We start from the raw sequence: 13,082 nt of genomic DNA, 5'->3' as shown, positions 1-13,082 counted from the left end.
TCGGCCTCCGGGGTCCGGGCCGCGGCCGCGCGGACAACACACCGCCGCGCGGGCGGTGACGCCCCGGCCGGCCATCGGACCGGTGTGCCCGCGGGCCGCCGGGAGATCGCCGAAGTACCCGTGCCGCCCGGTACCCAGGTCCTCCGCAGGCCGCAGCCTGGGGACGGTGATCGATTGTCAGTACGGCTCGCTACGTTTCACCCAGCTCAGGAACGGCAGCTGGGAGGGCACGGTCGTGGCATGGCTGGCAGCGGGTGGCTACGAGGTCACCCTGGAATCCGACGGGAAGGTCGCGTGCCGCAACGCGGCCGGCCGCCGGCTGAAGACGGTGCCGTCGAAACTCAAGGACGACCCGGCCGTCACCGGGCTGCGCCGGCTGGCCGAGTGGCTCGACGCGCACCAGCGGCAGTGCCTGCTGGAGGCGGAGCGGTGGATGGTCCGCTCGCTCCCGGTGCCCGCCGCGGTGCTCACCGCCGTCTGGGCCGACGAGGCCTGGCAGTCGGTGCTCCGCGACCTGGTGGTGACGAGCGCCGACGGCGCCCTCGCGGGCTTCCTGCGCGGCGCGGACCCGCAGCGCGGCATCGGCGTGGTCGACCTGGACGGCGACACGGTCCGCCTCGCCGGCCCCGAGATCCGCATACCGCACCCCGTCCTGCTCGATGACCTGGACGAACTGCGCGAGTTCGCGGCCGAGTTGGGCGTATCCCAGCAACTCCAGCAGCTGCACCGGGAGGTCTGGCACCGCCCCGCCGACCTCGACCCGAGGGCGGTCCAGACGGACACCTACGCCGGCGGCCGCTACCGGGAGCTGCGCGAACTGGTCGCCCGCTGTGCCCGGTTCGGGTACCGGGTGCGCGGCGGCTACGCGGTCGCCTCCCTGGTCGAGGACGGCCGGGCGCTGGAGGCCCGCCTCTGGGTGGGCGACTACTACGAGTACGACGAGTGCGAGACGGGCCCGCTCTGCTGGGCGGCCCCGGACGGGCGGCCGGTGCCGCTCGCCGAGGTCGGCCCGGTGGCCTGGTCCGAGGGCATGCGGATGGCCGCCGCGCTGTACGCCGGCCGCACGATCGAAGGGGAGGGATCGGCATGACGACCACAGGGACGACGACCACGCGGCCGACGGACGACCGCTACCGGGAGGGCCTGCTCGACAGCGGCGGCATCCTCCCGGCCGGCACCCCGGCGGACACCGGCCACCCCGAGAGCACCGTGGACGTGCTCACCGCCCGCGCCTACCGGCACCCGGCCCTGGACGGGCGCACGGTGGTCCGGCTGGTGCCCGGCGCACTCGGCCAGGCCGAGGACCTCGCCCTGGAGTTCCTCGACCTGACGCCGGCCGAAGAGCCGGCCGAGGTCGGCCAGGTCCGCCAGGAGGCCCTCGGCTTCCCGGCCTGGGCCCTGGTCCACGACCCCGCCAACGGCCACCACGCGCTGGATGTGGTCAAGGAGATGGAACGCCTGGCCCGCCAGGCCAGGTCCAAGCCCGGCAACGCCAAGGACGGCTTCGAGCGGCTGGCCGTCCGCCTCGGGCGCGCGGTGCCGCACTTCCTTCCGACGTACTGCGAGCAGGTCGGCCGGATCTTCCTGGAGCAGGGCAACCAGACGTACGCGGCCACCTTCTTCGGCAAGGCCCGCGAGGCCGAGCGCACCTTCAGCCTGGAGATCGACGAGGAGCGGCTGCGCGCCGTCTTCCTGGAGTTCGCCCTGGGCGGCGCACTCACCGTCAAGGCCCTGCGCCAGTACGTCAAGGACCTCGCCGGCCGGCTCGACGCGATGACCGCCTGGCAGCGGTTCCGTCAGCTGTGCGCCGAGCGCTCCGGTGCGGGCATGGCCCCCTACGCGGGCATCGCCGAGGACGCCCGGGCGCTGATCAAGGCCGCCGGGCTCGACCAGCGCGAGCAGGAGCAGGCACTGCTCGCCGAGCTGCTGCCCGTCCCCGCCGTCGTCCGCGCCCCCGCCGCCCTCTGGAAGTCCTGGCGGCCGGCACTGATCGAGCTGGCCCGCCGCGACGAGACGGTCCGGGCCCGGCTGCTGGAGATCCTGCCCACCCCGCCCGGCGGCGGGGACCATGCCGCCGTCGACGAGGGCTGGCTGGCGATCCTCCGCGAGAGCGGCGCGGACCGGCTCCTGACCGACCCGGCGGCCGCGGCGGCGGAGCCCGCGGCCCGCTGGCTGCAGCGATGGCTCACCCACCTCAACCGCGGCTGGCACTCCCGCCCCAGCTGCGCGGCGACACTGGAACTCGCCGCGCAGATGGCGGACCGGCTGCGCGCCGAGGCCGTCCCGGTGGAGATCTCGCAGAGCCACCCGACCGCGCTCAACCTGCTCGACCTGCTGCTCGCCGAGCGGGTGCCGGTCGCGGACCCGCCGTCGGCCATGTCCGTCAACCTCGGTGTCTGGCTGGCGCACGGCGGCCCCGGCCGGCGCGACCTGGCAGCCGTGGCGGCCGACCCGCGCTTCTGCCGGATGCTGCAGGACGCCATCGCGCCGGTCTGGGGATCGGCCGACGCCGGCAAGCTCAGCGGGCTCATCACCCGGTACCCGGTGCTGCAGGAGCAGTTCGTGCGCTGGGCCGACGACCGGGCCGACGAACTGCTGACCGCGCGCGGCCTGGCCGGCGCCCACAAGCTGCTGCTCTCGCTCGGCCCGGTGCGCCACGCCATCATCGACGCCAGCCCGGCCGCCGCCGCCAGGATCGCCCGACTGGACGTGGCCGCCCTGCTCGGCCGCACCCTGCGGGCCGGCATCCTCGACGAACTGGGCTGGCCCGCCCTGGAGGACGGGCTGCACCGGCTCGGCTACGACCTCCCCGGGGCCGCCCCCGGCCGGTCGGCCAAGAACGAGCTGCAGATCGAGGACGCCTGGCCCGCGCTGATCCTCTCCCGCGGGCGCAAGGCCGTGGTGGTCGGCCCGGACGGCGTCCTCCTGGAGCACGAGCTGCGCCTGCCCGCCGACCTGCCCAAGTGGAACCACCCGCGGCTGCGCTACGTCGACGGCGAACTCCTGGTCGCCTGGTACGAGGACGGCGAGCAGCGCGGCTACTGGTCCGGGCGGCCCGCCGAGGTCCTCACCCTGACCGGCGAGCGCCTGGTCGGCGGCTACTACGGCGTCCGCGAACTCGCTCCCACCTCACTGCCGCTGCCCGGCGGCGGCCGGGCCACCGGCGCCCGGGCCCTGCACGCCGGCGACACCACCCTGCCGCACGAGCGGACGATCATGGGCGACGGTACCGGGTACTGGACGCTCCACCGCACCGGCGACCGCCTCGCCCTGGCCGAGTACGACCCGGCGACCGGCAGCCACGGCCGCAGCTGCGTCCCGCCCGCGTTCGCCTCCGCCGGAGACCAGGCGGGCCCGCTCCGACCGGAGCTCTCCCGGCTGCTCCCGCTCCAGCCCGGACTCGAACACAGCCCACTGGGCACCGACGGCACCACGCTCGGCGGCTCGGTGCGCGGCGACGGCAGCACGATGACCTTCCACGGCACCGACGGCCGGACGGTCACCCTGCCGGTCACCCGTTCCCGCTACGACCGGTACCCGGCCGGCCGCCTCGTCCTGCCCGGCGGCGCCTGTCCGGCGCTGATCGCGGAGAACCGCGACCTCGCCCTCGGCCCGGCCGACGGCACCGGTGCACAGAGCGAGGTGTACACCGAGCTGACCAGCGGCGGCCCCGGCCAGCTGCATGCCGCAGGCACGTCCCTGGTGCCGCCGCTCGACCACTGGCACGCGCTGCGTCCCCGCGACGTGGAGAGCTCCCGGCTGCTGCGCGCCGTGACGGACCGGCAGGCAGCCGAACTGGTCGACGCCGCCTGGCCCGTGGACGACGAGGACGCCACCCCGCCGCACCACCCCGAGCTGCTGCTGATCCAGGGCAAGCCCCGGCAGGTCGCGGGCGCCAGGGCGAGGGAGGCCACCCCGGCTGAGGCCGTCGCCCGGGTGCTGCCGGGCCTGACCCATCCGCTGCTGGTCCTCGGCGTGGCCGGCCTCGCCCGGCTGGCCACCGACACCGCCACCCGCGCGGCCCGCTACACGCCGCTGCCACAGCCCGCGGCGTCCACCCGGGCCGACGCGGCCGACAGCGCGATGCCCGCCGCCTACCAGCCGGAGCACGGGCACGACGAGCTGCTCCGGGAGGCACTCCAGGGCGTCTTCGGCTCCGTCGACGGCTTCGGCAACAGCTGGAGCGGGAACCAGTCCCGGCACTGGCACGTGCTCGCCAACCTCAGGGCCGTCACCGGACTGCTGGCCGCCGGCCGGGAGGCCGGCCCGGCCGAATGGACGGCCGAGCCCGAGCGCCTGAAGCTGCACGGCGACAGCCGGCACCACGGCTGGCTCCAGCTACTCGGCCGTACCGCTCCGCTGGTGCTGGCCGCCGCCTCACCCACCACCGGCGAGCCGGCCAGGTCCGCGCTCGCCCTGCTGCTGACCGAGCTGACCCGCGGCTGGCTCGCCGACCGGGGCCCGGCGCTCCGCCAGGTGACGCTCACCGAGAAGCAGGAAGGCACCCGCGACAGCTCCGCCCGGGTGGGCCAGGTGCTGCGGTGCGGCGAGCGCACCGTGGTCGTGGTGGCCTGCCAGCGCCACTACGGCGAGGGCCGGCAGGTGGACTGGCTCGCGCTGGACCACGACCCGTCCGGCGAGTTCACCCGGGTCGCCCACTTCGGCGCGTGCGAGGAGCAGCGCGTCAGCGACGACCTGCCGGCCGACTGGGTCACCGGCTTCACCGCCCGGCTCGAGCAGCACGGCCCGCTCGCCTGGCGGCCCGAGCAGGTTGAGGAGTTCGGTGCGGCCACCGGGATCGGCCGGGCCCGAGCAGCCCTGCTGCTGGCCAACCCGCCCGGCCTGTACGGCTGGTCCGGCGACTTCCTCGGCGCCGAGCAGCTCGGCCTGCTCGGGCTGAAGACCGCGCAGGCCAAGGCCGCCCGGCAGTGGCTGCGCGCGGTCGACCGGGCGGACCGGGACGCCGCCTCGGCGGCCCTGCTGCCCGCCGAGCCGGCCGAGCTGTGGCGCACCGGCCTGGCGACGGCCGCCGCCGCGAAGGCCTGGACGCGGCGGCGCGGCCGGCTGGTGACCCTCCCCGACGAGGCCCAGGCCACCGTCAACGGGACGACCATCGGCGCGATCGAGGACATGCTCAACGCGGTGACCACCCCATGGCTGGCCCGCACCACCACCATGCGGCTGCGCCAGGTGGACGACGGCCAGGAGCTGCTGCCCGACGACCCGCACGCCATGCCCGACGGACAGAGCATGACCGAGGCGGTCAGCGCCCTGCGCTGGCTGGCCTACCACCTTCCGTACGGGGACGGGCTGCGCCCGCTGTTGCCGGCCGCGCTGGCGGCGATCCGCAAGCGGCTCGCCGACCCGCAGCTGCTGCTCAACCTCGAACTGCACTTCACCGCGGGCAAGCCGCTCGCGGCCGTGTTGCGCGCCCACGCAGGGCTGCCCGAGCAGGGCGGTGCGGGCAGCGACGGCCTGGTGGCCTGCGGCGAGGCGATCGTCCTGGCCCCGAGTCGCTACGGCGAGACCGCCTTCCTGCGTCCGGCCGCGCTCACCGGCGCGAGTGACCCGCTGGTGGACCTGCTCTCGGGCCTGGTCGGCGGCTACTACGTCAGGCAGGAGCTTCCCGCCCTGCGCGCCCTGCTCGACGACGAGCTGGCGCAGTTGGTGGCCGCCGACTTCCCGCCCGGTGAGCCGGCCGGCTGGGCGCAGGACCCGCAGCGCAGCGCGCCGGCACTGGTCACCGAGGTGGCCGAGGCCCGCGGGCTCGGCGCGGACGCCGCCGCCCTCTACCTCCAGTTGCTCGCCCTCCCCGACCCGACCGACCGCAACACCGCCCGTTGGACGGGCTGGAAGCCCGCGAGACTGAAGCAGGCCCGCGCCGAACTCGCCGCCACCGACCTGGTCCTGGAGGCCAAGCGGGCCCGGGCCGGTCGCAGCCTCTTCCTGCCCGGCGGCTGGCAGGAGGCCAAGGCCCCCGGGCTGCCGGTGGAGACCTGGAAGTCCGGCCTGTACGACCTGCCGGCGAACCACGCGATCCTGCCGCACCTGACGGCACCGGCACTGTTCGTCCGCGCCTGGCAGCGGATCACCGAGGGCGACCTGCCCGGCTACGAAGAGCTCAAGACCGACAACCGCAGGAGAGGCCGCCGATGAGCACCCCCGCCACCCCGTCCGACCACAAGACCACCACGTCCGACCGCAGTACCGCCAGGACCGCCCCGTCCGACCGCAGGACGGCCAAGGCCGCTCCGGCGGACGGGGCGGCCACCCGGGACCGCCAGATCGTCCCGCCCGAGCAGAAGTACGCCGCCGAACTGGAGTTCCTCGCCGCCTACGACTCGGGCCCGCGCCCGCCCGGCTGGCGGCTCACCCCGCGCGCCGTGGTGACCTTCGTCCTCGGCAGTGACGGCGGGAAGCTCAGGTGCGGCCGGAAGAGCATGGCCATCGAACCGAAGTTCGTCGGCGAGCGGGCGCTCGTCGAGCGCTGCGTCGTCACCCTGGCCGGTGAGCGCGGCCTGCTGCTGGTGGGCGAGCCGGGCACCGCCAAGTCCATGCTCTCCGAGCTGCTCGCCGCCGCCGTCTGCGGCACCAGCGCGCTCACCGTCCAGGGCACCGCAGGCACGACCGAGGACCAGCTGAAGTACGGCTGGAACTACGCCCTGCTGCTCGCCAAGGGCCCGAGCCGCGAGGCCCTGGTGCCCTCGCCCGTGCTCACCGCGATGACCACCGGCGCGGTCGCCCGGATCGAAGAGGTGACGCGCTGCCTGCCCGAGGTGCAGGACGCGCTGGTCTCGCTGCTCTCCGAGCGGCGGATCGCCGTCCCCGAGCTGGCCGCCGGCGAGGACGGCCAGCTGCACGCCGCACCCGGCTTCACCCTGATCGCCACCGCGAACCTGCGCGACAAGGGCGTCTCCGAGATGTCCGCCGCCCTCAAGCGGCGCTTCAACTTCGAGACGGTCGGCCCGATCGCCGACCTCGCCGCCGAGGTCGAGCTGGTCCGCCGCCAGTCCACCGCCGCCGTCGCCCGGGCCGGCGCGCCCTACGCGGTGGACGACACCGTGCTGGAGGCACTGGTGACGGCCTTCCGGGACTTGCGCACCGGCCGGTCCGTCGAGGGCTGGGACGTCGAGCGGCCGTCCACCGTGATGAGCACCGCCGAGGCCGTTTCGGTGGCCACCGCGCTCGGCGTCACCGCCGCCTACCTCGACGGCGACGGCGACCTGCTCGGGCGGCTGCCCGGACAGCTGATCGGCGTGGTCCGCAAGGACGATCCGGCCGACACCGCCCGGCTGCTCGGCTACTGGGACGGTGCGGTCCGCCGCCGGGCCGAGCAGGGGGCCGCGACCTGGCGCACCCTGTGGGACCTGCGCTCGGCGCTGGAGGGCTGAGCGCCGTGACCACCGACGTCCGCCCGCTGGTCGAGGCCGAGACCAGGGAAGGCCGGGACAGGCTCGCCTCCTCCGGCCTCGGCACCCCCGGGCCGTACCTGATCGGGGTGCGCCACCACGCGCCCTCGATCGCCGCGGCGGTCCCCGCTCTGCTCGACGCGGCCCGCCCGCAGGTGCTGCTGGTCGAGCTGCCCGAGGACTTCCAGCCCTGGCTCGGCCTGCTGGCCGACGAGCGCACCACAGCGCCGGTGGCCCTCGCCGCCGCCACCGGGGAGGAGAGCGCGGCCCCCGCGTTCTACCCCTTCGCGGACTTCTCGCCGGAGCTCGCCGCCCTGCGCTGGGCGGCCCGCCACGGGGTGCCCGCCGTCGCCTGCGACCTGCCGCTCGCCCGGCGCGGACCGGAGGCCCGCACCGGCGGCCGGGAGACGCGCGGCCTCGCCGAGGCGCTGCGCCGCCGGCTGACCGGCAGGCCGGACGAGGACCTCTGGGACCGCCTGGTCGAGGCCCCGGCTCCCGGCTGCACACCCGAGCAGGTGCGCCGTGCCGCGCTGCTGGTCGGCTGGGCCATGCGACAGGACGCCGGCACCGGCATCGATCCGCTGGACCTGCGCCGCGAGGCCTGGATGCGCGACCGCATCCGCGCCGCGTCGGCGGACGGACAACGCGTCGCCGCCGTCATCGGGGCCTTCCACGCACCCGCCCTGCTCGACGGCCCGGCCCGGGGCCCGGAGCCCGGCGCGTCCGCCGGAAGCAGCCCCGGCCCGGGCGGCGCGGAGCCCCGGCGTACCGAGCGTCCCGGCCCCGGCGAGCGGCCGTCGCCGGGCGACGGCCCGGCGCGGCAGGTCATCTCCCTGATCCCGTACACCTACCCGCTGCTCGACGCCCGCTCCGGCTACCCCGCCGGGATCCGTGATCCCGAGTGGCAGCACACCGTGCTGGCCGCCGCCGGGGATCCGGAGCTCCTGGCCCAGGAGCTCGTCCGGACGGCCGTCCGGATCTGCGAGGCGCTGCGCGGCCAGGGCCACCCGGCCGGACCCGCGGACGCCCGGGAGATCGTGCGGCTGGCCGGCGACCTGGCCCGGCTGCGCGGCCTGCCGGCAGCGGGCCGCGGCGAACTGGTGGAGGCCGTCCAGACGGTGCTCACCCAGGGCGAGCCGCTCGGCCGGGGGAGGGCCGTCGCCCAGGCCCTGGAGCGGGTCCTGGTCGGCACCCGTACCGGCAGCCCCACCCCGGCCGCCCCGCGCACCGGCCTCGGCCCGGCCGTGGAGGCCCTGCTCGCCGAACTCGGCCTGCCGGGCCCGGCGGACACCCCCGGGCAGGCCCAGCGCGAGCTGCGGCTCGACCCGCTGCGCTCACCGCTCGACGCCCGCCGCGAGCTGCTGCTGCGCCGACTCGAGGTCTGCGGCGTGCCGTACGGCGAGCGGCTTGCGGTCAGCGGTGCGGGCGGCACCGACGCACTCGGATCGCGCTGGCGCGTGCAGTGGACACCCGCCGTCGCCGCCATGCTGACGGTCGCCGGCATGCGCGGCGTGACGCCGGACCAGGCCGCCGAGGGCGTCCTCGGCGAACGGCTGCGCCGCGAGCAGGAGGCCGGCGGTCCGACCGCCCGGCAGATCATCGACGGCCTCGCCGACGCCGCCGGATGCGCCCTCGCGACGCTGACCGCCACCCGGCTGGCACAGCTGGCCGAGGTGCTCCCGGCCGTCGCCACTCTCACCGAACTCCTCGACGGCCTCGCCCTGCTCGACCGGCTGACCGCCGGGCACATCGCAGGCAGAGAGGCGGTCGCAGACCTGCTCGGCCCGGCCGCCGAGGCCACCGAGCTGCTCACCACCGCCGCCGTACGGGGCCTGGAAGGGCTCACCGGCTCCGACGACCCGGCCGACGCCCGGGCACTGGTGGAGTTCGCCCGCCGGGCCGACACCCACGGCGGGATCCGCCTCGACCACACCCTGCGGCGCCTCGCCGACCAGGGATCGCCGCTGGTCAGGGGCGCAGCCGGAGCCGTCCGGGTGCTGCTGGGCCACCAGGGGACCGCCCGGTTCGGCGAACGGGTCGCCTCCTGGACGGACGCCGCCACCATACCCGACGGCCGGGCGGCCCTCGGTCGGGCCCTGACCGGTCTGCTGACCGCCGCCGAGGGCCTGCTCGCCACCGCGCCGGCCGCGCTCGAACCGCTGCTGGGGCGCGTCACCGAACTCCCCGACGACGCCTTCCTGGACCGGCTGCCCGCCCTGCGCGCCGGTTTCGACACGCTCAGCCCCGCCGCCCGCGACCGGCTGCTCACCCTGATCGAGGAACGCCTCGGCGAACAGGTCGACACCCTGCCCATCGAGGTTGCGCCGACAGCCCTCGCCGCCTGGGCCCGGGCTGACATGACGGTGCGTCAAATACTCGCCGAAAAGGGCCTGTTGCCGCCGATGTCGGCCGACGGTGCGATCGAGGGGCCGATGGAGGCCGCGGCCCACGTGCCGACACCCGCCCTGCCGTCGTCCCTTGCCGTGCTGCGCCCGGCGCCCGAGCCACCGCCCCGCTCACCCCAGGAGTCCGGACACCCCGCGTCCGCCCCCGCGCTCCCGCCCGCCGACCGCTGGCGGCTGGTGCTCGGCCGCCCGGGCAGCCGCGCCCTCACCGGGCGTGCGGCCCGCCTCGCCACGGCGCTCGACGAGCTGTACGGCACCGGCCGGGGTGAGGGCTGCGGCCCCGAACTGACCGGCGGCGGGCGAGGCGGCCGCGAGGCGCCGTACCCGGGGGTGCGGGAGTGGTCGGAGGAACTGGCCGCGCTGTTCGGGCCCGGGATCCGCGAGGAGGTGCTCGCCGCGGCCGCCGGCCAGGGCCGCACCGACGTACTCGCGACGCTCTCCCCGGAGGCCGCCCGGCCCTCCGTCGAACTGCTCCGCACCGTGCTCCAGCACGCCGGAGGGCTCCCCGAGTCGCGGCTCGCCGCCCTCCGCCCGCTGGTCAGGCGCCTGGTGGACGAGCTGTCCCGGCAGCTCGCGACCGCCCTGCGGCCAGCCCTGACCGGCCTCACCCTGCCCCGGGCGGGCCGCCGCCCCGGCGGCCGGCTGGACCTCGCCCGAACCATCCGGGCCAACCTCGCCACCGCACGGCCCGGCGCGGACGGCTCCACCGTCATCGTCCCGGAGCGGCCCGTCTTCCGGACCAGGGCCGCCAGGTCCAACGACTGGCGGCTGATCCTGGTGGTGGACGTCTCCGGCTCGATGGAGGCCTCGACCGTCTGGGCCGCGCTGACGGCCGCCGTCCTGGCCGGGGTGCCGTCCCTGACCACCCACTTCGTGGCGTTCTCGACCGGCGTGGTCGACCTCAGCGGCCGGGTGGACGACCCGCTCGGGCTGCTGCTGGAGGTACGGGTCGGCGGCGGCACGCACATCGCGGCCGGCCTCAGGCACGCCAGGGAGCTGGTCACCGTGCCCTCCCGGACACTGATCGCGGTGGTCAGCGACTTCGAGGAGGGCTACCCGCTCGGCGGCCTGCTCGCCGAGACCAGAGCCCTGATCGGCGAAGGATGCCACCTGCTCGGCTGCGCCGCGTTGGACGACACCGGGAAGGCGCGCTACTCGAAGGCGGTGGCCGGGCAACTCGTCGCGGCCGGAATGCCGGTGGCGGCGCTTAGCCCGTTGGAACTGGCCCGTTGGGTGGGGGAGAAGATCCGTTGACAGACTCTCAGACGCTTGCTCCGGCACAGTGGCCCGCCGTACGGGCCGAGGCGGTCGCGGAGCTGGTCTCCGCGCTGTCGCCCAGGCTGCAGAAGCGGCTGGACGGCGCCGCCGCCAAGCTCGCCGACCGGCCGGCGGTCCGGTCGTCCGTCCGCGCGGAGGACGGGACGGGTGATGGGACGGGCGACTCGGCGCGCGACGAGTGGCGTATCCAGGTCGACGAGGAGGTCGTACTGGTCCTGCACGCCCCGGACGGCGTGATCCGCACCGCCGCCGACGTGCGCTGCAGCTGCCTGCTGGCCCCCGCCTGCCTGCACCGGGCCGCCGTCGTCACGGCCGCACCGCTCGCCGCAGCCGACACCGACCTCGCCGAACCCGGCCCCGCCGCCGAACCCGACGGCGACGGCGCCGGCCCCGGAACCACCGCGTCCACGGGTGCGCCACCGGGCCCGGACACACCGCCGACCGGTACCGCGAAGCCCGACGAGGCAGCAGCTACCCCCACCCCGGCGACCGGTGAGCGCCCTGGGGAAGACCCGGGTGACCGGCTCACCCCGGCCGAGACCGAAGCCGTCCAGCGGCTGCGCCGTTCCGCTGCAGCCGCGCTGGCGGCCGGCGTCAGCGGAGCCGGCGGTGTCCCGCAGGCCGAGCTGCTGCGCACCGCCTACCAGGCCCGGCTGCTCGGCCTGCACCGGCCCGCCGTCCTGGCTGCCACCGTGGTCACCCGGCTGCGCGCGGCCCGCGCCGGCGAACCCGATCACCGGCTCGCCGACCTGGCCACCGCCTACCGCGAACTGCTGGCGGTCACCACCATCGGCACCGGGGGCGAGCTGCGCGGTACGGCTCGCCAGACCTACCAGGAGGCCGGATCGCTGCGCCTCTACGGGCTGTTCGCCGAACCGCTGGTGAGCGCCACCCACGCCGGAGTCACGGTGTGGACGGTGGACGCCGACGGCCGGCTCTCCACGGTCTCCGACATCACCCCGCACAGCGATCCGGTCGAGGCCGCGCAGCTCGCCCAGGCAGCGGCGACCCGGTCGGTACGGCTGGGCGACGCCACGCTCTCCCACCGGGAGCTGGCCCGGGCCGGCCTGGTCGTCCAGGGCGCCACCCGGACGGTCTCCGGCCGCCTCGGCGCGGGTGCCAAGGTCCGCGCGGTGCGGGCGGCCGGTGCCGACTGGCACCAGCCGCCCGTCGCCGGGCTCTGGCAGCAGCCGCCGGCGGTCCAGGCCGAACGTGCCCTGGCTGCCGAACGGACACCGTACGAACTGCGCCCCGCCGGGACCGGACTGCTCTTCCTCGACGTCACCCTGCTCGGCCCCGGGGCGGTCCCGGGCTTCACCACCCCGCAGCTGCTGGCGGACTGCGCAGGGCTGACGGTCGCCCTGCTCCCCGCCCAGGACCATCCGAAGCTCGCCTTCCGCAGCAACCTCGCGCTGCTGGCCGCCGCGCCCGGCTTGCGCCTGCGTGTGATCGGACGCCTGGAGCGCGCCGCCCACCCGCGCATCAGGCTGCTGGCGGTCGGTACCGCGCGGGGGGAGGACGCCCCGACGCTCGGCCTGTCGAACGAGCGTCAGCACCGGGTCAGCCTCGGACTGGAGCGGCTGCAACGGGCGGATCTGCCGCCGGACGCCGACGCCGAGCGGCCGACGCCGTCGCAGGCCCTCGAAGCCTCGCAGCCGCCGGTCCACCTGCTCACCCGTCGGCTCGAACAGGTCGTCACCAGCGGCCGCCGGGCCCTGACCGCAAACCTCACCCAGGGCGCGGCCGAGGCCCGCCTGCTGCGCGAGGCCGGGCTCGGTACGGGCGAGCAGCTCCTCGCCGGACTCCGGTCGGCGGCGGCGGAACAGGAGCGCGACGTGTTCGGTCGGCTGCGCGCCGACGACCATGTCGGTTTCGCACTGTCATGGCTCGCCGCAGCCTGCTACCAGGAGGAGCTGGCCACCGCCCTGTGCGCGGCGGCCTGGCAGGGGCGGCCGGCGGGGTGACCGGGTTCCGGGCGGCTGCCGTGCGC

General features: G+C 76.3%; 5 protein-coding genes. All 5 read left to right on the top strand.

Features of this window, described 5'->3' with window-relative positions:
* Nucleotides 1-235: 235 nt before the first annotated feature.
* From ACWDAK_RS03935 to ACWDAK_RS03915, 5 genes are read left to right on the top strand one after another with little or no spacing between them, the layout of a single operon-like run.
* Nucleotides 236-1,090: a DUF4132 domain-containing protein gene (locus ACWDAK_RS03935; RefSeq protein WP_427393745.1), complete on the top strand. Its 855-nt coding sequence runs from the start codon at nt 236-238 to the stop codon at nt 1,088-1,090.
* Nucleotides 1,087-6,156, top strand: coding sequence for a hypothetical protein (locus tag ACWDAK_RS03930; RefSeq protein ID WP_427393713.1), 5,070 nt, complete (start codon nt 1,087-1,089; stop codon nt 6,154-6,156). Before ACWDAK_RS03935 ends, ACWDAK_RS03930 begins: the two co-directional genes overlap by 4 nt.
* Nucleotides 6,153-7,391 carry an ATP-binding protein gene (locus tag ACWDAK_RS03925; protein ID WP_427393712.1) on the top strand — a complete coding sequence of 413 codons (1,239 nt, stop codon included), beginning with the start codon at nt 6,153-6,155 and terminating at the stop codon, nt 7,389-7,391. Before ACWDAK_RS03930 ends, ACWDAK_RS03925 begins: the two co-directional genes overlap by 4 nt.
* A 5-nt stretch (nt 7,392-7,396) precedes the next feature.
* Nucleotides 7,397-11,068 (top strand): DUF5682 family protein, encoded by a 3,672-nt coding sequence (locus tag ACWDAK_RS03920; protein WP_427393711.1) that lies wholly within the window; start codon nt 7,397-7,399, stop codon nt 11,066-11,068.
* Entirely contained in the window at nt 11,065-13,056 is a 1,992-nt protein-coding gene (locus ACWDAK_RS03915; RefSeq protein ID WP_427393710.1) for a hypothetical protein, read from the top strand. The genes ACWDAK_RS03920 and ACWDAK_RS03915 overlap by 4 nt, the downstream gene beginning before the upstream one ends.
* Nucleotides 13,057-13,082: the final 26 nt, after the last annotated feature.

Source organism: Kitasatospora sp. NPDC001175, assembly GCF_053598215.1.
This window is presented reverse-complemented; position numbering and strand designations above follow the sequence as displayed.